The following is a 19,136-nucleotide window of genomic DNA, read 5'->3' on the forward strand; positions in this document are numbered from 1 at the left end:
CCTGCCCTGATCGGGGTTATTGCATGTTCATGCCGCCGTTTACCGAGAAATCGGCACCGGTGCTGTAGGCAGACTCATCGGAAGCCAGCCAGGCCACGATTGAGGCGATCTCCTCTGGTTGGCCAAGGCGACCGACCGGAGTAGCAGCGATCATGCCTTCGAGAATGTCCGGGCGAATTGCCGCGGTCATGGAGGTCTGGATGTAGCCTGGGGATACGGTATTGACGGTCACGCCCTTGCCGGAGACTTCCCGGGCCAGTGCCATGGTGAAACCATGGATGCCAGCCTTGGCGGCGGAGTAGTTGGTCTGGCCGAACTGACCACGCTGACCGTTGATCGAGGAGATATTGATGATCCGCCCCCAGCCTTTGGACAACATGCCTTCAATGACCTGCTTGGTGGTGTTGAACAAACCCGTCAGGTTGGTCCCGATCACGCTGTTCCAGTCTTCCGGGGTGAGCTTGCGAAAAGAGGCGTCGCGGGTGATGCCGGCGTTGTTGACCAGCACATCGATCGGGCCGAATTGTTCACGAGCCATCTCGAAAGCCTTGCGGGTTGACTCCCAATCGGTGACGTCACCATAGATGAACTCGAACTCATAACCCGCCTCCAGTTGGCTGGCACGCCAGTCGTTCTTGCGGCTGGAATCAGAGCTGCAACCGACGATTACCTTGAATCCTTCCTTGTATAGACGTTGGCTGATTGCCGTACCGATACCGCCCATACCACCCGTTACCAAAGCAATGCGACTACGCGATTCCATACATCTACTCCATTTTTTTTGCGCTGCAGGAGAGAAGATTGTTCGATATCGACGGGCCGTGCGGAAGTGTTTGAAGGTGACGTTCTCCTGTCCATCGGTGCCACGCGGGTGTTTTGGCCTGCTGGCAAAAAAATGAGGAGCACCCATACTGGGATCAACTCTTAAAACTCAATGGATAGTTAATATTACTGAAACACTGTTGAAATATGTTCAGCGCATGTCAGTATCGGCTCCGGACAGGACGTTCGGTTCCATTGGTCATTGAGGACGCCATGTATAGAATGAGTTCAGGTTATGCCAGCATGCTGGCGAATACGTTTTTGGCCCAAGGACTGGACCTTGCCGGTCTGTGCCAGGAAGCGGGACTGGATGTCGGGTTCGTGAATAAACCAGGAGCATTCTGCGAGCGAAGCGTTATCTATCGTCTTTGGGACCTGGCTGCTCAGGCTTCGGATGATCTGAATATCGGTTTGAAAGCCTACGGGGAATTCCATCCCAGTAGTTTTCAGATCGTGGGCTACACGATGATGTCCAGTTCGAATCTGAAAAGGGCGCTTGAACGTCTGGTTCGTTTCAGCCCGTTGATCGGTACCGGATTCAGCCTTTTCCTTGTCCAGGAGCAGCAGCATTACCGATTGGCCAGTCTCGATCATCAGCAACATGGCTCGGTCAAACCCCGGCAATACACTGATGCAGCGTTGGCTTCGCTGCTGGGTTTCTGCCGTTGGCTGGCAGGTGGCAAGTCACCGCAACCGTTGAGTGTGGAGTTCACTTATCCCGAACCTGAAGACACGTCGGAGCATCAGCGGCTTTTTGGCTGTCCGCTGAGTTTCGGGGCGGCATATGACAGCATCCTGTTCGATGGCCAGGAGCTTCTGAGTCCGTTGAGCATGGCCAACGAGGCGTTGGCCACACTCCATGACAGTTTTGCCGAGGCTCAATTGGACCTGTTGTCCGGTTACTTTATCGTTGGCAGGATTCGCGCGCTGATTACCGAGCGCTTGAGCCAGGGGCAAGGCCAAGGGCAATGTGATATGGAATCGATTGCGGCGGCACTGAATATCAGCAAGCGAACGCTTCAACGAGGCCTTGAGAAGGATGGCACGCAATTCAAGGACGTCCTGAACGATGTGCGCCGGCAGATGGCTGACTTCTATTTGCGCCATTCTCATTTCAACATGAAGCATGTGACTTGCCTGCTCGGCTTCCATGATCACAGCAGCTTCCATAAGGCATGCATCCGTTGGTTCGGAATGACCCCCGGTCAGTATCGAACCGACGAGTTGTCGCCTGTGGTCGAAAAAGTCGCGCGGGTCCGATCCATGAACCCCATCGGTCTGTACAGAGATCATAAGGTCGCAGGCTTCGCCGAACGGATGCACCGCTAATCCCTTGTGAATTGTCATTGAGGCTTGGGGCCTGTTGTCCCTTTGCTCGCTTTGCGCTTCGAGCCTTTAACTACGATGGCGGGAGCGGGCAGTGGTGTGATCTGCGGCGACGGAGATGGCTCCGAAGGGATCTCCTGCGGGATGACAACTGTTTCACTGGGTGGTTGGGTCAGGCTGAAACCCGGCAGGGGGACTTCGAGCAACGCGTGCAGCTCACGCCAGAATTCGCCTTCAGCTCCAACGGTCGCCAGCAGTTCAGGCATCAATTGCCCAACGGCTGTCAGGACCTGTTGGCGTTCCTTTGCCTCAGGTAGCAACAAGGGCAGGCTGCGCAAGCTTTCTTGCGGGTGGGCGAAAACCAGCAGGTTCTGCAATCGGATGGCTTCGCGCAGGGCGGTGGGCTCATTGCTGTAGTCCTGGACCAGCAGGTGCACCTGCTGGATCAGCCTCTCGATGCTTTCCTTGCCCGCCTTGTCGCTGTCGCGACCCAGCAAAAACAGAATCCGCACCAATGCTTCCAGGGGACCACCATGGGGCAGCACATCCTGCAGGCGTTCGATCAGGGCCTGGTCCTGTTGGTCAGCATGAGCCTGGATATTTCGCGCAGGCTTGTAGTTTGTGAGGGTACTCAGTGCGCCGTAAATACCGTAAAAACACAGCTCCTGAGTGGCGTCACGCACATCGCGATAAGCATTCAGGGCGTCTTGCATCTGGTTGGAGAACAGCTCCTGCCAGGCCAGCAACGGGTTGTCTTTGCGTGCGGGACGACGATCACTGCTGACTTGGGAGGCGGTCTTGGCTAACCACCATAGCGCCGGATTCAGGCTGCTCCATAGCACTTGCTGCTGATGGAAAGGGTGCGCCCTGCGCAACAGTTCGGCAATTGGCTCGTTGACGATCTGACGCAACCACGGACGTATGAACCCGTCGTAAAACGCACTGTTGATTTCAGAGGTGCGCTCCACCACAGAGAATTCGCGATCGTCATCACGGGCCGGCTCGATGTCATCATGGATATCGGCGATTCGCCTTGATTCGAAACGCACTCGGTATTGCATGTCATCGCTACCTGAGGAGGTTGGCAGATCGTCAATCAGCATTTCATACAGTCCCGCCGGCAGCGCCTTGATGGTTTCGACCGCGCCGAGCATCCCACGGTGTTCGCGCCGCGCCACTTTGCCGGAAACAAAAATACCTAAATGGCCGATGCTGGCGTGCCGCAGGTAGACGATGGTACGACCTGCGTCATGCAAAGCGAGATCGCTGGGATAAACATCGGCGATCCAGTTCAATGCTTGCTGGGGAGGGGTGATGTTGTCTCCGTAGGAACAGAACACCACCACCGGTACTTCGATCCGTTTCAGGTCAATGCCACTGCTCTTGCGGCCGAGACCGCCGGACAATTGGTTGCCGATGAAAAGGTCATCGACAATCATCTCAATCTCTTCGCCATTGAGCAGGGTCGGGCTGCCCCACCAGCGTTCGAAGTCGAGGAAGCGCGTAGCCTCGCTGTCGACCTGGCTGAACAACTGGTAGTACTTAGCCCAATAGGTGTTGGCCGGGTCCAGGTTTTCGAAATTGCTGACCAGCCAGGTACCGTCAAAGCGGCCATTGCCCAAGTCGCTGCCCAAGCGAGCCATCCAGCCGCCACCCAGCAGGCCTCCGGTATAGCGCATCGGATTGCGTCCATTGACACCGGCCCAGTATGACAAGGGGGCACCATTGATAATGATCAATCCCGGCAGTTCCGGTCGTGTTGCAGCCAGTCCCATCAACGCCCAGCCCGCCTGGCAGTTACCGATGATGATCGGTTCGCTGTTGGTCGGGTGAAGGGCGCTGACGACTTCGATGAACCGGGCCTGGGCTTCGACGATATCGGCGAGGGTTTGTCCAGGCTGTGGCGAGTGACTGAAAGAGATGAAATAGGTGGGGTGGCCGGCTCTGAGGCTTTCACCTAATACCGAATCCTGTTTGAAGCCGCCGATCCCGGAGCCGTGGCCGCCGCGTGGGTCAATGATGATCACCGGCTGGCCGTTGCTGTCGATTCTTTGCTCTGGTCCGGGGAGGATTCGCAACAGTGAATAGTTGACCGGGCGTGGGAGATCGGAGCCGGCGATCAGGGTTTCATGAGCGAACTTGAGCAGCAGAGGATACCCGGCGCGTTCATGGGCCAGCGTATTGTCGCCGCGCTGGCGCAGGGTGTCCCAGAACAGCAGGCTGCGTTGGCCGAGGTCGGTGAAGTATTCCTGCCAGTCAGTGGGCGTGGGTTGTCTGAGTTGACCCCGCTTCAGGGGCGCGAGGGTTTTTTCCTGGCGCTGGCGCAAAGCATCAAGGACGTTCAGGGTATTGAGGTGCTGCAGATGACTCAGGTGTTCGAACAGGCCACGTTGAGAGGAGGGTGTTTCATATTGCGATGCAATAATATCTTCCTGGCCCATGGTGATCTCCTGGCGTTATGCATGAGAAGCAGCTGCATGCGCCTCTTTAATAAAGAGGGCTTGGCTGGCTGTTCGATGTCTGGAGTCTATAGCGAATAGAGGCAGGAGAAGAAATATTTTTGTGCGCCGCACAAAAAAATCATTGCTAAACGGATTTGTGCGCTGCAATATTAAGGCTAACGCGATGACCGGCAGGATCGCTATCGCGTCCTCAGGCCCATGTCGGCTTTTCAGAATCAGGAGATTCAAGCATGTCTTTTTTCAACTCGGAAAAATTGCAAGACGCTCAGAAAGCCAACCTCGACCTCCTGCAGCAAATCAGTGGCAAAGTCTTCGCCAGCGTTGAGCAGCTCACCCAATTGCAGTTCAAGACTCTGCAGGCCTCCACCGAGGAGCAGTTCGACGGCATTCGCAAGCTGCTGGCAGTCCGTGATCTACAAGGGCTCGCTGAGCTCCAGACTTCTTTCACCCAGCCAAATGTGCAAGCCGAACGCCTGGCTGAGTTCAATCGCCAAGTGCAAGCGTTGATTGTCGGCACTCACTCGGAAATCGCCAAACTGACCTCGCGTCAGGTCGAGGTGGGCACCCAGCAGGTGCAAGAGTTCGTTGAAGTGATCAGCAAGAATGCACCGGCTGGCTCCGAGCCTGTTGTGGCCGCGTTCAAGTCGTCGCTGGCGAATGCCGGTACCGTTTTTGAGAGCGCACAGAACGCCGTAAAACAGGCTGCTGACGTTGCCCAGAGCGGTTTTGACGCAGCGACCGCCGCAGCCGGCAAAAGCGCTCCTGGTGCCAAGGCTGCAAGCGGTAACAAGTAAGTCACATTAGAGCGGTTACACTGATGGCGATGGGTTTACTCCCCATCGCCATTTTTTTTCGGCCCGCTACCAGCACCTGGCTTGCCTGGTGGCATGCCGCTGAACAGGCCGAAGAGGTTCTGAGTGTTCAGGTAGAGGTCTTTTGACTGGTCGACATACTGGCGCATCAAATCCTGCATGACCGGTGCTTGCTGGTGCATGAATTTGCTCCAGGCTTCAGAGGACTGAGCGCCGGTCTGGGACTGGATGTCGATGACCGTCTGGATGCTTTTATCCAGGTAGCTGCCGAGGACGCTCTGGTAGGGACCGTAGAACTGGATAATCCCCATGAGCATCTCGCTGGAGAATATCGGCTCACCGCCACTTTCGGCTTCCAGAATGACCTGCAGCAAAATACTTCGGGTCAGATCCTCGCCAGTCTTGGCGTCGACCACCTCGAACGGGATTTTATCGACGACCAATTGGCGTATATCCGCAAGGGTCAAATGACTGCTGGTGTGCGTGTCATACAGACGGCGATTCGGGTACTTCTTGATCAGACGGGTGGTGTTCCGACTGTTATCTGTCATGCGGGGCTACTCACAGCGAGCCTGATTTGCAGGCATCTTATCCTACTCTGACCACTGCCAGTCCAATGCGTCATTCGCGGGTGAATATTTCCAGCAGATGCCCGTCCGGGTCATCGAAATACACCCGCCGTCCTCCCGCGTAATCATTGATTTCCCTTGGCCGCTGCTTGCCCGGATCCGCCCACCACGGCTGACCGTTGGCTTGCAGGCGTGCGAAGGCTGCATCGAAATCCTCGTCGCCAATCAAAAACGCATAGTGCTGAGACGCTATCGGCGGATCGTTGTCGTAGAAATCCAGTGACACGCCGTTATCAAACCTGACGACCAGCATCGGCCCGAAGGGCTCGGGGGCAGGCAGGTCGAGCAGTCCGGCCAGGAAGTTCGCCGAAACCTGCTTGTCCCGGCACCAGACGATGGTGTGGTTCAACTGAGCGCTCATGGGCAAGTCCTCGCGACGGATCAAGCGGGTTGTCTTGAGTCTTCAGATTAGCCCAGCCTGTTGCGCAATGACCGCCCTGACCTAAGCTTGGGGCAAGGCGAAACACTATTGCGGTACGTCACCCGGAACGATCGCCGCGATGCGCAATCATTAGAGCGTGGATATCAAAAGGAGATGCGCATGCTCATCAGGTCACTGACCCTGGCTACCTTGCTGGCGATTGCCGGCCCATTATTCGCCGCCGATGGCGACTCACCGCTGGACATGGACAAGGGCAGGGCCCGACCTCTGATTGTCATCGCTCCAAGCACCGTTGATCCAATCTGGGTCAGCCTGAAAAAATCGCTGGAAGAGCCGGCCAATCGCAAGGGGTTCACCGACCGCAACATGGTGCTCTACAGCGTGCTCAATCTGATGGGCCAGCGCGACGGCAAAGACCTCGGGCCACAAGACACGGCGGCGCTGATCCGCTCGCTCAAGCTGGGCGCCGGCGCCAAGACCAAGGTGATACTGGTCGGCAAGGACGGCGAAAAGAAACTTGAACAATCGGACGCCATCAAGCTGGACGAGATTTTCAGCGCCGTCGACCAGTTGCCGGCGGCCGAGAAAGAATTTACGGCGACGGTGGCTGCTCCCGTCGCTGAAGCCGAGCCGGCGGCCAAAGGTGCCAAAGGTGCCAAGGCTGGAAAAAACAGCAAACCGGCCAAGCCCTCCAAGCCGCCTGAAATGCCGGATGATTGAGCCGGAATTTCAGGTGGGGAGCAGAGGACCTGTGGGAGCGAGCTTGCTCGCGATGGCGTCGTAACAGTTGATATCAATGTTGAATGTCATACCGCTATCGCGAGCAAGCTCGCTCCCACAGACGGATCTGGAATTATTGGGGAAGGGCACTCAATATTTGATGTGCGATCTTGACCCGCTCTGCATTGGGATAATTCTTGTTTGCCAGCATCACAATGCCGATGCCCTTCGATGGCACGTACACCACATAAGCACCAAAGCCGCCGGTTGAACCTGTCTTGTTGACCAGTACGTTCTGCGGCTGCGCTTGCGGCGGATTCAGCCACTGGACTTTGTGCGCCTCCATGGCCATCGGCGTGGAGTTGCCGTCCAGCAAACGATCCAGGGTGATCGGGTAGCGATACATTTCCCAACCGAGGCCCTGGGTCATGTCGCCAACGGCGTAGTAGGCGCTATGAGTCAAGGCGATGGCTTGCTGCAACGGCTTTTCCAGAGACGCCGGCTTCATGTTTGCGCCGACGTAGGCCAGCAAGTCAGCGGCGCCGGTTTTCACCCCGTACGCCTCGGAATCCAGCGCCCCCGGACTGACCCGTACCGGCTTGTCGTCCTTGTTGTAGCCCTGGGCGTACAGCGCCATCTGGTCCTGCGGCACATGCACGTAGGTGTGCTTGAGGCCCAGTTTCGGCAGCAGGGTTTTCTCCATCAGGTCATCAAACGGCTGGCCCATGCTTTGGGCAGCAAGGTAGCCGAACAAGCCCAGGCTGGGGTTCGAATACAGTCGGTGGCTGCCGGGGGCGTAGAGTGGTTTCCATTGTTTGTAGTAGCCGAGCATTTTGTCGGCCGAATCAGATTCAGCAGGAAATTGCAGCGGCAGGCCGCCAGCGCTGTAGGTACCCAGTTGCAGCACGCTGATGTGATCGAATGCACTGCCGCGCAAGGCTGGCAGGACATGACTGGCCTTGTCCGATAGTGACAGCTTGCCCGTGGCCTGGGCGTAAGCGGCGAGGGTGGCGGTGAAAGTTTTGCTGACGGAGCCGATCTCGAACAGGGTGTCCTGCGTGACAGGGCTGCCGGTTTCTGTCGAGGCGACGCCATAGTTGAAATAATGCGCCTGGCCGTTGACGGTGACTGCTACGGCCATGCCGTGGATACCCTCGGCCTGCATCACCGGTTGTACAGCGGCGTTCACCACCGTCTCGATTTGATCCTGTGCCACGCACTGGCCCGCGGCGAATATCGCCATGCAAGCGGCGATGGTTTTCAGCCTGTCCATGTTGGATTCATCCGTCGTTGATTCAGTTGCGCGTCATTTTAGGGGCTGGAGCGTCATGCTCCGAGCGCTTTTTAAAATCGGCCGCCATCTGGCGGCCACGCGCAACCATTGATTCAACGCACTTGGCGATTCAACGCACCAGGCAAGGCCGCTTGTTGTCGAACTTCCAGCCGGGAATCAGGAACTGCATCGCCACGCTGTCATCCCGCGCCCCCAGGCCCATGCCTTTGTACAGCTCGTGGGCCTTTGCCAGTTGATCCATGTCCAGCTCCACCCCCAACCCCGGCTTCTGCGGCACCTGCACGCAGCCGTCGACGATTTGCAGCGGGGCCTTGGTCAGGCGCTGGCCGTCCTGCCAGATCCAGTGGGTGTCGATCGCCGTGATCTCGCCCGGCGCGGCCGCCGCGACATGGGTGAACATCGCCAGGGAGATGTCGAAGTGGTTGTTGGAGTGCGAACCCCAGGTCAGGCCCCATTCGTGGCACATCTGCGCCACGCGCACCGAACCCTGCATGGTCCAGAAGTGCGGATCGGCCAGAGGAATGTCGACCGACTGCAACTGGATCGCGTGGCCCATTTCCCGCCAGTCGGTGGCGATCATGTTGGTTGCGGTCTTGAGGCCCGTGGCCCGGCGGAACTCGGCCATGACTTCACGTCCCGAGTAACCGTTTTCTGCCCCGCACGGGTCTTCGGCATAGGCCAGCACGCGGTGCTGATCGCGGCACAGGCGGGTGGCCTCTTTCAGTGACCATGCACCGTTCGGGTCCAGGGTAATGCGTGCGTCGGGGAAGCGTTCGGCCAGCGCGGTCACCGCTTCGATTTCGGCGTCGCCACTGAGCACGCCGCCCTTGAGCTTGAAATCCTTGAAACCGTAACGGGCATGGGCCGCGACCGCCAGACGGACCACCGCGTCGGCGGTCATGGCTTTCTCGTGCCGTACGCGGAACCAGTCGTTGTCGGCGTCCGGTTCGCTGCGGTAGGCGAGGTCGGTTTGCTGGCGATCACCCACGTAAAACAGGTAACCGAGCATCTTCACTTCGTCGCGCTGCTGGCCTTCACCGAGCAAGGCGGCCACCGGTACGTCCAGATGCTGACCAAGCAAATCAAGCAGCGCGGCTTCCAGGCCAGTGACCGCGTGGATGGTGATGCGCAGGTCGAAGGTCTGCAAACCACGGCCACCGGCATCGCGGTCGGCGAAGGTCTGGCGTGCTTGATTGAGGATCTTCTGCCAGGTGCCAATCGGGCTGCCAACCACCAGGCTGCGTGCGTCTTCGAGGGTCTGGCGAATGCGCTCGCCACCCGGCACTTCGCCGACGCCGGTGTGGCCGGCGTTGTCCTTGAGGATCACGATGTTGCGGGTGAAGAACGGGCCGTGGGCACCGCTCAGGTTGAGCAACATGCCATCGTGGCCGGCGACCGGAACCACTTGCATGCTGGTGATGACCGGGGCTTTTGCGGTGTCTTGTGCGTTCATTTTCCAATCCTTAAAAAGCAGAATTCAGGCGTGGTTGGGTGCAGGTTTGCCCTGAGCCAAGGCAGGTGCGGATTTCGGTGTGTTGCGAGCGGCAAACACGATGATGGCGGCGATGATCGAGGTCGCGGCCAGGCCGTACAGGCCGCCCTGAATGGAACCGGTGCGTTCTTCCAGCAGGCCGAAGGTGGTCGGCGCGACGAAGCCGCCGAGGTTGCCCACCGAGTTGATCAGCGCGATGACACCAGCAGCAATGCGCGCATCCAGATAGGCCTGGGGTATCGGCCAGAACAGTGACGAGGCTGATTTGAAGCCCAGTGCTGCAAAGCAGATGGCGACGAAGGCGAAGACCGGCCCGCCGGTGGTGGACATGAACATCCCGGCGGCCGCAATCAGCAGGGCGGCGGCAACCCAGGCTTGCTGGTGTTTCCATTTGGCCGACAGCGAAGCGAAGGCGTACATGCCGACAATCGACAGCAACCACGGAATCGAGTTGAACAGCCCGACCTGGACATCGCTCAGCTCGCCCATTTTCTTGATGATGCTGGGCAGCCAGAAGGTCGCGGCATAAATGGTCAGCTGGATAAAGAAGTAGATCAGGCAGAACAGGATGATCTGGCGATCCTTGAGCAGTTTGCCCAGCGACGGCTTGATGGGGGTCGCCGCTTCCCGGGCCAGTTGTTCGTCGTCGATGGCCTTGACCAGCGCGTCCTGCTCTTCGCGGCTCAGCCATTTGGCATCGTGGGGTCTGGAGTCCAGCCAGAACCAGACGAACACGCACAACCCCACCGAAAACATGCCCTCGATGAAGTACATCCACTGCCAACCGTGCAGGCCCAGCCCTTCGATTTGCAGGAGCAAACCGGACAGGGGGCCTGAGATCAGCGACGCGAACGCCGAGCCACTGAGGAAAATGGCAATCGCCTTGCCGCGCTCCACGCCGGGCAACCAGCGCGTGAAGTAATAGATCACTCCGGGAAAGAAACCGGCTTCGGCCACGCCCAGCAGAAATCGCAGAATGTAGAAGTGGGTTTCGTTCTGGATGAATGCCATGCCTGCGGCGACCAGGCCCCAGGTCAGCATGATCCGTGTCAGCCAGATCCGCGCGCCGACTTTTTGCAGGAGGATGTTGGAGGGCACTTCGAACAGCGCATAACCGATGAAGAACAGCCCGGCACCGAGGCCATAGGCGGCAGCGCCAATGCCCAGGTCATGTTCCATGTGGGCGCGGACGAAGCCGATGTTCACGCGATCTATGTAATTGACGATGAACATGATGACGAACAGCGGCAAGACGTGACGTTTGACTTTGGCGATGGCGGACTTCAGCGCTGAATTGGCGTCGTCGTGCATCCCGGAGATGGATGTATTCACTGCGTTTTCTCCCACTCGTTATTTTTATGCGGGGTAGGGCTGGGTGCTGCGTTGTTGATAGACATCATACAACTACATTTTTTCATCGTGCAACTGTGTTTTTCCAACAGAATGGCGCTGTGTATGGGTCTTCTTATTCTTTTTACGGCGATCTCTGGCCTTTGAAATGGCTCTACAGGGGCGTTGTGATGAATGTTGTCATACAAGTTAAGTGAGGTTTTTCAAGATTCCCGGCAGGCGCGGTGCTACGATTCGATAGCCCAGATTTCCGGACACCCTCATGCACGAAGACCTCGAAGCTCCCGCCCGCAAGCGCAGCCACAACCTGGCCCATGACCTGGTCGAAAAACTGACCCAGCGCATCCTGCTCGGCCAGATGTTGCCCGGTGACAAGTTGCCGTCGGAAAACACCATCGTTCAGGAACACGGGGTCAGTCGCACGGTGGTGCGTGAGGCAATCTCGAAGTTGCAGGCCTCGGGGCTGGTGGAAACCCGGCATGGCATCGGCACGTTCGTGATCGAGCGCGCACCGGAGCAGGGGTTACGGCTCAATGTCGATACCGCGCTGGGGGTCCGCAGCATTCTGGAGTTGCGCATGGGCCTGGAAACCCAGGCGGCCGCATTGGCGGCAATGCGCCGCAGCGATCAGCAACTGGCGCAGATGCGTGAAGCGCTGGATGACTATCAAAGACTGCTGGCCAACAACGACAGCTGTGTCGAAGCCGACCGGCGATTTCATCTGCTGATCGCCGAAGCCACCGGCAACCTGTGCTTCACCGAGATCATGCAGCACCTGGGCAGTGCGATGATCCCGCGCACCCGGGTCAATGCGGCCGAGCGTGGCGCAGTGGACTTGAGCAAACTCGGCGAGCTGGCCAACCTCGAGCATGAGGCGATTCTCAATGCCATCAGGCGCCAGGACCCGGACGCGGCGCGGGCGGCGATGTGGCTGCACCTGAGCAACAGTCGTGACCGGTTTTCGCCCAGTTGATGGTCAGTGAAACCGCGTCATCGTTCATCGCGGGCAAGCCACGCTCCCACAGGATTTTATTTTTGCCGCAGCACTCGAGCACGACTCAATACCTGTGGGAGCGAGCTTGCTCGCGATCAGGTCGGATAGGCCAACACACAAGGCAGATCAGACCCGAACAATCTGAGCAACCTCAGCCCGCCGCTCCAGATTCAACGCCAGCACACTCGCCAACACCACCAGCCCGCCAACCACGATCATCAGCGTCGGTCGCTCGCCAAGCGCATAGGAGGCAATGACCATCGCCGTCGGCGGCGTCAAATACAGCGTCATGGTCGCCCGGCTCAAATCGACATGCGCCAGCACATAGGCCCAGGCCAGGTAGGCCAGGGCACTGGGGAATATCCCCAAGGCGATCACCGCAAACTGCACGTGCGGCGGCGCAAGGGCGACTTGATCTACCAGGCCAGGCAAGTAAACCAGCAACAGCACCGTCCCGGACCACACCGTGTAACACACCAGCGTCAGCCCGTCATAACGCCCGGTGTGATGCTTTTGCAGGGCAAAGTAAAGGCTCCAGGACACCGCCGCCAGCAGTATCAGCAAGCCGTGGGCGTCAATGCTGCCCAGGCCATGGTCGCCCGCCACCACAATCACCACGCCAAGCAGCCCGAGCAGCACACAACCCCAGCGCCACAGACTCACCTGATCCTTGAACACGAAGCGCGCAATCAATGTGCTGAACAGAGGCGTGGTCTGGGCCAGGACGCTCGAAGCGCCAGCGCTGACGCCTTGCTGCCCGAAGTTGATCGCCACGTGGTGCAGGCTCACGGCAAAGAAACCCAGGCCGAACATCAGCGGTAAGTCTCGAAGGCTTGGCAGGCGAATGCCTTTGAATATCGCGACCACGGCCATGAACACGGAAGCCAGCAAAAAGCGCAGGAGCGCCAGATGCACGGGGTCGTAGGCCTGCAGGCCGATATGGATGCCGGTCGGGGAATAGCCCCAGCACGCCACGACAAACGCCATGGCCAGGATGATTTTCAATGGGGAGGGCGTGAGTGGATTCATGGTTGGGCACCGATAGGAGGTGCACTGAGTATCAGAACCATGATCGTTCGCCACAACTGACTTATACTGTGCTAACCGTTCACTGTGGGTGATGTATGGAGCTGGCACAGATTCGCATGTTCAAGACCGTGGCCGACGTCGGCAGCATTGCCCGGGCCGCCGAGTTGCTGCATTGCGTGCCGTCGAATATCACGGCACGGATCAAGTCGCTGGAAGCAGAGTTGGGAGTGGCGCTGTTTCTGCGTGAGGGGCGCGGTCTGCGCATCAGCCCGTCGGGGCAGACCTTCCTGGCCTACGCCTCGAAAATCCTCGCCCTCACCGCCGAGGCCAAACGCGCGGTCGACCCTTCGGCCGAGCCCTCCGGCCCCTTGCGCATCGGGGCCATCGAGTCGTCGGCCACGGGGCGTTTGCCGCGTCTGCTGGCGAAATTCCACAAGCGTTTCCCGCAGGTGGCGCTGGAGCTGACCACCGGCTCCTGGGGCCAGTTGCTCGATGACACGCTCAATCACAAGCTCGACGGCGCCATCGTCGCGGTGGATGTCGAGCGTTCGCACCTCAAGCGCACGCCGATGTACCGTGAAGATCTGCTGCTGATCGCCTCGACCTCCCTGGGGCCGCTGCGGGACATCAGCGATTTGCAGGACCAGACCGTATTCATGTGGCCCCAGGGCTGTCCGTACCGGGCGGCGCTGGAGCATTGGTTGCTGCGACAAGGGCAGGCACTGCCGATTGTCAGCCTGGCCAGTTATGGCGCGATTGTCGGTTGCGTCAGCGCCGGGGCTGGCGTGGCGCTGGTACCCAAAGGCGTGTTCGATCAATACGCCAAAGGCGCCGGGTGCGCGGGGTTTGAGTTCCCCGAACTGACCGCCGTCGACAACCTTTTTTACTGGCACGAAAACGCCGGAGTGCACCCGGCGCGCGAGGCGTTTGTGGCGATGCTGCGCGAGGAATTTGCCTGACGCAGTACCTGTGGGAGCGGGCTTGCCCGCGATAGCGATCGATCAGTCACTGCAATGTTGACTGGCAGACCGCAATCGCGGGCAAGCCCGCTCCCACAGGGTAATGTGTGTATTTGAAGATCAAGACACACCCACATCCCGCATCAACAATCCAAAATCCAGATCCACCGCATCCGGTATCGGCAAATACACCGTATGCCCGTCGCCCGGCGCTACGTCGATCGCGTCACCTTTAGCGTTTTGCAACTGGTGCAGGTCGAAGTGGAAGTTGCCCTTGGGCGTCATCAGTTCCATGTGGTCGCCCAGGCCGAAGCGGTTCTTCACCTTGACCTCGGCCAAACGATCCCGCCGCCGGCCGGTCAGTTCTCCGACAAACTGCTGGCGTTCCGACACCGAACTGCCGTTCTGGTAGTTCTGGTATTCGTCATGCACATGCCGGCGCAGAAAACCTTCGGTGTAGCCACGCTGGGCGAGGGATTCCAGGTCGGTCATCAGGTTGCGGTCGAAGGCCCGGCCCGCCACCGCGTCGTCGATTGCCCGGCGATAAACCTGGGTGGTGCGCGCGCAGTAAAAGTGGGATTTGGTCCGGCCTTCGATTTTCAACGAGTGCACGCCCATGTGTGTCAGGCGTTCGACGTGCTGCACGGCGCGCAGGTCCTTGGCGTTCATGATGTAAGTGCCGTGTTCGTCTTCGAAGGCCGACATCTGTTCGCCGGGACGATTGGCTTCCTGCAACAGAAACACCTGCCCGGTGGGCGCGCCGATGCCCAGGGTCGGTTCGGGATCGAATGTCTGGACGATCTCGCCGAGCTGGTTTTCCGTGGCCGGTTGCGCCGAATATTTCCAGCGACAGGCGTTGGTGCAACTGCCCTGATTGGCATCGCGCCTGTTCATGTAGCCCGACAGCAGGCAACGCCCGGAATAGGCCATGCACAACGCGCCGTGCACGAACACTTCCAGTTCCATGGCGGGCACTTGCTCGCGGGTCTCGGCGATTTCTTCCAGCGACAGCTCGCGCGACAGGATGATCCGGCTCAAGCCTTGCTGCTGCCAGAATTCGACGCTCGCCCAGTTCACCGTATTGGCCTGCACCGAAAGGTGGATTGGCATCTGCGGGTAGTGGCGACGCACCAGCATGATCAAGCCGGGGTCGGACATGATCAGGGCATCAGGCGCCATGGCGATGATCGGCGCCAGGTCCTTGAGAAAGGTCTTGAGCTTGGCGTTGTGCGGCGCGATGTTCACCACCACGTAAAAGCGCTTGCCCTGAGCCTGGGCCTCGCGAATGCCGAGGGCCAGGTTGGCGTGGTCGAATTCGTTGTTGCGCAACCGCAGGCTGTAGCGCGGCTGGCCGGCGTACACGGCATCGGCACCGTAGGCGAAGGCGTAACGCATGTTTTTCAGGGTGCCGGCGGGGGCAAGCAGTTCGGGAGCAATCAGGTTCATGGCGGGTCGATCGCAAAAGCCGCGCAGGGTAAACGACTTGGCCCGAGGGTTTATTGATCTGGATCTATGCTTTGTTCACGGCACTCGTGCTGGCCGCGGCGACCTAAGCATCAGGACGTACCTTTGCGTCCGGGCAGACTGGCATGGATCGGACATGAACGAAGAAACCCTGAAAGACAAATCGTTGACCGTCCTGCTGGCCCTGGTGAGCATCGCTTTCGTCTGGATTCTGCTGCCGCTGTACGGCGCCGTGTTCTGGGCGGTGATCCTCGGGATCCTCTTCGCTCCCCTGCAACGGCGGCTGCAACTGAAGTTCGGTTGGGGGCGCAACCTCACTTCACTGCTCACACTGAGCATCTGCCTGTTTATCGCGATCCTGCCTGTGATAGTCCTTGGCGTCTTCCTGGTCCAGGAGGGAACCGCGCTCTACAAGAACATCGAAAGCGGCGAGCTGGACATCGCTGGGTATGTGGCGCAGATCAAGCACAGCCTGCCGCCATATTTCCAGCATTTGCTCGACCGCTTCGGCATCGGGGAGCTCAATGGGCTGAGGGAGAAAATCATCAAGAGCGCGATGACCGGCAACGAGTTCTTCGCCACTCAGGTCTTCAGTTTTGGCCAGGGCACGTTCGAGTTCATCGTCAGCTTTTTCATCATGCTGTACCTGCTGTTTTTTTTCCTGCGCGACGGTGCGGAACTGGCGCGCAAGGTGCGCCTGGCGGTGCCATTGCAGGAACAGCAGAAACGCCGTTTGCAGCTCAAGTTCAATCGTGTGGTGCGGGCCACGGTGAAGGGCAACCTGCTGGTGGCGATCACGCAAGGCGCGCTGGGCGGTCTGATTTTCTGGTTTCTGGACATTCCCAGCGTATTGCTCTGGGCGGTGTTGATGGCGTTTCTGTCGCTGTTGCCGGCGGTCGGGGCGGGGATTGTCTGGGCGCCGGTGGCCCTGTTTTTCCTGCTCACCGGGGCAATCTGGCAGGGCGTGGTGCTGGGCCTGTTCGGGATCTTCGTGATCGGACTGGTGGACAACCTGCTCAGGCCGTTGCTGGTGGGCAAGGACACCAAGATGCCGGACTACATGATCCTGATCTCGACCCTCGGCGGCCTGGCGATATTCGGGCTGAACGGCTTTGTCATCGGCCCGTTGATCGCAGCCCTGTTCATGTCGAGCTGGGACATCTTCATTGAAACCAAACCGCGGGTGCAGCTGCCTTAGGCGCTGAGCCTGCCGGACTGGCCGGTGCCGATGCGTTGCGACAGCTCCCGGGCGGCGGGCAGCGAAGTGAGCGGGCCGCTGATCTGCACGCCATCCTGCACCAGATACCAACAGGCGAGCATGCCCAGCTCTCTGAGCTGTGCAGGGACGGCGCTGCCGATAACGGACATGATCTGAACCTTGGACATGACAAGTACCTCCATCAATCTGTGGAGTTACTTTAAGGTCAGGGTGCCTTGAGGGGTAATCAACGCTTTCGATAGTGGTCATTGATGCCAGCGGGGGCAAACGACCGTTGGTCGGTCAGCTGACCACCTGATCGAGCATATGAACCACTTCCTGCTCGTTGAGCAGGCCCTTGCGCACCAGGTTTTGCGTCAGCAGCGATAGAAACTTGGCGCTGCGATGACCTTCCAGGTGCTTGAGTTCGGTCAGTGCGTTGTAGACCTTGCTGGAGGTGCACAGACCGACGATGCGGTGCGGGTTTTGTGTTGGCATGTGGTCGTCCTTGTTGTTATCAACCTGTTATTGACGGACAGACCCGAGCTTGCGGACCTGACATGACATAAATATGACAGTTTGCTGCCGCACGGCAGAAACAATACCAGGTCAATCTTGCCAACTTGAGTCGCCAACGCTGTTCCGATAACGACCTTGGCGAGATTTATCCAGACCAGCACCGACAAACGGGCATAAAAAAGCCCCGCTGTTTCAGCGGGGCTTGATGAGTCCGTTACCAGCGACCGTAGTGATGGCCGTAGTAACCACGGGGTGGTCCGTAGTAGTAGACCGGGGCCGGGCGGTAGTACATCGGTTGTTGCACGTAGACCGGCGCCGGCTGGTAGTAAACCGGAGGCGGTGGTGCGTAATAAACCGGCGCGGGCTGGTAGTAGACCGGTTGCGGTGCGACATAAACCGGGCGGTTGGCGTTGATCAGGGCCGAGCCGACGATGGCAGTACCGACAATCGCGCCAAATACCGCCGGGCCTTGCCAGTAATTACCACCACCATGGGCTTGCGCCTGTCCTGCGATAGCGAGGGCGCCGATCAGTAAGGCAACTGTGGGGACTTTACGGATCATGATAGTTCCTCGGTTCTTCAGCCCGGCGCCTGTGTCTGCAATAGACCCAGGGATTGTCGCGGGGATACTTCTAAGACAGCGTTTTTTCGAAAATCAGCACAGCCGCTTGGTAAATTTTGTGTAAGGTCTGTACCGACTTTCTTACCGACCTGTGTAAGTCCGTGTAATCACGCTTATATGATCGATCAGAACCCGATGGAGGACTAATCCCGTCCATCCGAAAAGTGCATTTGAAGGAGCTTCCCCATGCAGATGAACCCCAACAAAGACACCCAGTTGTGCATGTCCCTATCAGGGCGCCCCGGGAACTTCGGTCTGCGTTTTCATAATCATCTGTATGAACAGCTGGGCCTGAATTTCTACTACAAGGCCTTTGCCAGCCAGGACCTGCCGGGCGCCGTTGCCGGTATTCGCGCCCTGCGGATTCGTGGCTGTGGCGTGTCGATGCCGTTCAAGGAAGCCTGCATCGCCCTGGTTGATGAACTCGACGCGTCTGCCGCCGCGATTCAATCGATCAACACCATCGTTAACACCGACGGTCATCTCAAGGCTTACAACACCGATTACATTGCCGTTGCCCAGTTGCTGGAAAAACACCAGGTGCCCAAGGACTCGACCTTTGCCCTGCGCGGCAGCGGCGGCATGGCCAAGGCCGTGGCGAGCGCCTTGCGCGATGGCGGGTATGAAAACGGCCTGATCGTAGCCCGCAACGAGCGCGCCGGGCAGGCACTGGCGCAGTCGTTGGGGTATCAGTGGCAGGCAGAGCTGGGGAGTCGTCGCCCGCAGATGCTGGTCAACGTCACCCCGATCGGCATGACGGGAGGACCGGAGGCCGATCAACTGGCCTTCGAGCCTGACGTAATCGAAAAAGCGGAAACTGTCTTTGATGTGGTGGCGATTCCCTCGGAAACACCGCTGATCGTGCATGCTCGTGCCGAAGGCAAGCGGGTCATCACCGGACTGGAAGTCATCGCGATCCAGGCACTGGAGCAATTTGTCCTCTATACCGGCGTGCGTCCTACGGACGAGCAATTCCACAAGGCAGTAGCCTTTGCCCGCAGCTAGTGTCCTGTGTGGGAAATAGGCTGTTCCATTTTGACGGCACCTGTGGCCGCCCGCCTG

At 58.8% G+C, this 19,136-nt stretch carries 19 protein-coding genes; 7 read left to right on the forward strand and 12 right to left on the reverse strand.

Features of this window, described 5'->3' with window-relative positions:
• Nucleotides 1-16: 16 nt before the first annotated feature.
• The gene (phbB, locus tag PMI29_RS01555; RefSeq protein ID WP_007988010.1) at nt 17-763 is read right to left on the reverse strand and encodes an acetoacetyl-CoA reductase; all 747 of its coding nucleotides are present in this window, start codon (nt 761-763) and stop codon (nt 17-19) included.
• A gap of 272 nt (nt 764-1,035) precedes the next feature.
• On the opposite strand from phbB, the gene PMI29_RS01550 reads away from it, so the two are divergent.
• The gene (locus PMI29_RS01550) at nt 1,036-2,151 is read left to right on the forward strand and encodes an AraC family transcriptional regulator (RefSeq protein WP_008004134.1); all 1,116 of its coding nucleotides are present in this window, start codon (nt 1,036-1,038) and stop codon (nt 2,149-2,151) included.
• Nucleotides 2,152-2,165: 14 nt separating this feature from the next.
• Here PMI29_RS01550 and PMI29_RS01545 read toward each other — a convergent pair whose 3' ends face one another.
• The gene (locus PMI29_RS01545) at nt 2,166-4,589 is read right to left on the reverse strand and encodes a DUF3141 domain-containing protein (RefSeq protein WP_008004135.1); all 2,424 of its coding nucleotides are present in this window, start codon (nt 4,587-4,589) and stop codon (nt 2,166-2,168) included.
• A 251-nt stretch (nt 4,590-4,840) separates the two neighbouring features.
• Here PMI29_RS01545 and phaP point away from each other — a divergent pair, with 251 nt between their 5' ends.
• Nucleotides 4,841-5,404, forward strand: coding sequence for a TIGR01841 family phasin (gene phaP, locus PMI29_RS01540; RefSeq protein ID WP_008004137.1), 564 nt, complete (start codon nt 4,841-4,843; stop codon nt 5,402-5,404).
• A gap of 35 nt (nt 5,405-5,439) precedes the next feature.
• Here the strand turns inward: phaP and phaR are convergent, their stop codons facing one another.
• A complete protein-coding gene (phaR, locus tag PMI29_RS01535; RefSeq protein WP_008004139.1) occupies nt 5,440-5,973 on the reverse strand; it encodes a polyhydroxyalkanoate synthesis repressor PhaR in 534 nt (177 codons plus the stop codon).
• Between the two features lie 70 nt (nt 5,974-6,043).
• Nucleotides 6,044-6,412 (reverse strand): VOC family protein, encoded by a 369-nt coding sequence (locus PMI29_RS01530; protein ID WP_008004141.1) that lies wholly within the window; start codon nt 6,410-6,412, stop codon nt 6,044-6,046.
• 180 nt (nt 6,413-6,592) lie between these two features.
• Between PMI29_RS01530 and PMI29_RS01525 the strand changes: the two genes are divergently transcribed.
• Nucleotides 6,593-7,153, forward strand: a complete 561-nt coding sequence (locus tag PMI29_RS01525; protein ID WP_008004143.1) for a DUF4174 domain-containing protein — start codon at nt 6,593-6,595, stop codon at nt 7,151-7,153.
• Nucleotides 7,154-7,286: 133 nt separating this feature from the next.
• On the opposite strand, the gene ampC is transcribed toward PMI29_RS01525, so the two are convergent.
• The 3 genes from ampC to PMI29_RS01510 form a co-directional block, all read right to left on the reverse strand.
• Complete coding sequence (gene ampC / locus PMI29_RS01520) at nt 7,287-8,396, reverse strand: class C beta-lactamase (protein ID WP_443216472.1); 1,110 nt, start codon at nt 8,394-8,396, stop codon at nt 7,287-7,289.
• Nucleotides 8,397-8,556: 160 nt separating this feature from the next.
• Nucleotides 8,557-9,900, reverse strand: coding sequence for a glucarate dehydratase (gene gudD, locus PMI29_RS01515; protein ID WP_008004146.1), 1,344 nt, complete (start codon nt 9,898-9,900; stop codon nt 8,557-8,559).
• Nucleotides 9,901-9,924: 24 nt separating this feature from the next.
• Complete coding sequence (locus tag PMI29_RS01510) at nt 9,925-11,271, reverse strand: MFS transporter (RefSeq protein WP_008004148.1); 1,347 nt, start codon at nt 11,269-11,271, stop codon at nt 9,925-9,927.
• Between the two features lie 280 nt (nt 11,272-11,551).
• On the opposite strand from PMI29_RS01510, the gene PMI29_RS01505 reads away from it, so the two are divergent.
• Nucleotides 11,552-12,262, forward strand: a complete 711-nt coding sequence (locus PMI29_RS01505) for a FadR/GntR family transcriptional regulator (protein ID WP_008004150.1) — start codon at nt 11,552-11,554, stop codon at nt 12,260-12,262.
• Between the two features lie 147 nt (nt 12,263-12,409).
• Here the strand turns inward: PMI29_RS01505 and PMI29_RS01500 are convergent, their stop codons facing one another.
• Nucleotides 12,410-13,312, reverse strand: coding sequence for a DMT family transporter (locus tag PMI29_RS01500; protein WP_008004152.1), 903 nt, complete (start codon nt 13,310-13,312; stop codon nt 12,410-12,412).
• Nucleotides 13,313-13,407: 95 nt separating this feature from the next.
• Here PMI29_RS01500 and PMI29_RS01495 point away from each other — a divergent pair, with 95 nt between their 5' ends.
• Nucleotides 13,408-14,271, forward strand: coding sequence for a LysR family transcriptional regulator (locus PMI29_RS01495; RefSeq protein ID WP_008004155.1), 864 nt, complete (start codon nt 13,408-13,410; stop codon nt 14,269-14,271).
• A 120-nt stretch (nt 14,272-14,391) separates the two neighbouring features.
• Here the strand turns inward: PMI29_RS01495 and trhP are convergent, their stop codons facing one another.
• Nucleotides 14,392-15,717, reverse strand: coding sequence for a prephenate-dependent tRNA uridine(34) hydroxylase TrhP (trhP, locus tag PMI29_RS01490; protein ID WP_008004158.1), 1,326 nt, complete (start codon nt 15,715-15,717; stop codon nt 14,392-14,394).
• Nucleotides 15,718-15,871: 154 nt separating this feature from the next.
• Between trhP and PMI29_RS01485 the strand changes: the two genes are divergently transcribed.
• Complete coding sequence (locus PMI29_RS01485; protein ID WP_008004162.1) at nt 15,872-16,933, forward strand: AI-2E family transporter; 1,062 nt, start codon at nt 15,872-15,874, stop codon at nt 16,931-16,933.
• On the opposite strand, the gene PMI29_RS01480 is transcribed toward PMI29_RS01485, so the two are convergent.
• The 3 genes from PMI29_RS01480 to PMI29_RS01470 all read right to left on the reverse strand — a co-directional run bounded on the left by PMI29_RS01480 (nt 16,930) and on the right by PMI29_RS01470 (nt 18,014).
• Nucleotides 16,930-17,121 (reverse strand): hypothetical protein, encoded by a 192-nt coding sequence (locus PMI29_RS01480; protein WP_008004165.1) that lies wholly within the window; start codon nt 17,119-17,121, stop codon nt 16,930-16,932. The two genes, PMI29_RS01485 and PMI29_RS01480, sit on opposite strands and share 4 nt — an antisense overlap.
• A gap of 115 nt (nt 17,122-17,236) precedes the next feature.
• Nucleotides 17,237-17,431: a hypothetical protein gene (locus PMI29_RS01475; protein ID WP_007988042.1), complete on the reverse strand. Its 195-nt coding sequence runs from the start codon at nt 17,429-17,431 to the stop codon at nt 17,237-17,239.
• A 235-nt stretch (nt 17,432-17,666) separates the two neighbouring features.
• Nucleotides 17,667-18,014 carry a hypothetical protein gene (locus tag PMI29_RS01470; protein WP_008004167.1) on the reverse strand — a complete coding sequence of 116 codons (348 nt, stop codon included), beginning with the start codon at nt 18,012-18,014 and terminating at the stop codon, nt 17,667-17,669.
• 246 nt (nt 18,015-18,260) lie between these two features.
• Between PMI29_RS01470 and PMI29_RS01465 the strand changes: the two genes are divergently transcribed.
• Nucleotides 18,261-19,079 carry a shikimate 5-dehydrogenase gene (locus PMI29_RS01465; RefSeq protein WP_008004170.1) on the forward strand — a complete coding sequence of 273 codons (819 nt, stop codon included), beginning with the start codon at nt 18,261-18,263 and terminating at the stop codon, nt 19,077-19,079.
• The last annotated feature ends 57 nt before the right edge of the window (nt 19,080-19,136 follow it).

This window comes from Pseudomonas sp. GM49 (assembly GCF_000282355.1).
Classification (GTDB): domain Bacteria; phylum Pseudomonadota; class Gammaproteobacteria; order Pseudomonadales; family Pseudomonadaceae; genus Aquipseudomonas.

Coding starts and splice junctions, on each gene's coding strand:
- PMI29_RS01525 (WP_008004143.1), top strand. CDS start 6,593: ATGCTCATCAGGTCACTGACCCTGGCTACCTTGCTGGCGATTGCCGGC.
- phaR (WP_008004139.1), bottom strand. CDS start 5,973: ATGACAGATAACAGTCGGAACACCACCCGTCTGATCAAGAAGTACCCG.
- PMI29_RS01500 (WP_008004152.1), bottom strand. CDS start 13,312: ATGAATCCACTCACGCCCTCCCCATTGAAAATCATCCTGGCCATGGCG.
- phaP (WP_008004137.1), top strand. CDS start 4,841: ATGTCTTTTTTCAACTCGGAAAAATTGCAAGACGCTCAGAAAGCCAAC.
- PMI29_RS01480 (WP_008004165.1), bottom strand. CDS start 17,121: ATGTCCAAGGTTCAGATCATGTCCGTTATCGGCAGCGCCGTCCCTGCA.
- gudD (WP_008004146.1), bottom strand. CDS start 9,900: ATGAACGCACAAGACACCGCAAAAGCCCCGGTCATCACCAGCATGCAA.
- PMI29_RS01470 (WP_008004167.1), bottom strand. CDS start 18,014: ATGATCCGTAAAGTCCCCACAGTTGCCTTACTGATCGGCGCCCTCGCT.
- PMI29_RS01550 (WP_008004134.1), top strand. CDS start 1,036: ATGTATAGAATGAGTTCAGGTTATGCCAGCATGCTGGCGAATACGTTT.
- phbB (WP_007988010.1), bottom strand. CDS start 763: ATGGAATCGCGTAGTCGCATTGCTTTGGTAACGGGTGGTATGGGCGGT.
- ampC (WP_443216472.1), bottom strand. CDS start 8,396: ATGGCGATATTCGCCGCGGGCCAGTGCGTGGCACAGGATCAAATCGAG.
- PMI29_RS01475 (WP_007988042.1), bottom strand. CDS start 17,431: ATGCCAACACAAAACCCGCACCGCATCGTCGGTCTGTGCACCTCCAGC.
- PMI29_RS01485 (WP_008004162.1), top strand. CDS start 15,872: ATGAACGAAGAAACCCTGAAAGACAAATCGTTGACCGTCCTGCTGGCC.
- PMI29_RS01495 (WP_008004155.1), top strand. CDS start 13,408: ATGGAGCTGGCACAGATTCGCATGTTCAAGACCGTGGCCGACGTCGGC.
- PMI29_RS01465 (WP_008004170.1), top strand. CDS start 18,261: ATGCAGATGAACCCCAACAAAGACACCCAGTTGTGCATGTCCCTATCA.
- trhP (WP_008004158.1), bottom strand. CDS start 15,717: ATGAACCTGATTGCTCCCGAACTGCTTGCCCCCGCCGGCACCCTGAAA.
- PMI29_RS01505 (WP_008004150.1), top strand. CDS start 11,552: ATGCACGAAGACCTCGAAGCTCCCGCCCGCAAGCGCAGCCACAACCTG.
- PMI29_RS01530 (WP_008004141.1), bottom strand. CDS start 6,412: ATGAGCGCTCAGTTGAACCACACCATCGTCTGGTGCCGGGACAAGCAG.
- PMI29_RS01545 (WP_008004135.1), bottom strand. CDS start 4,589: ATGGGCCAGGAAGATATTATTGCATCGCAATATGAAACACCCTCCTCT.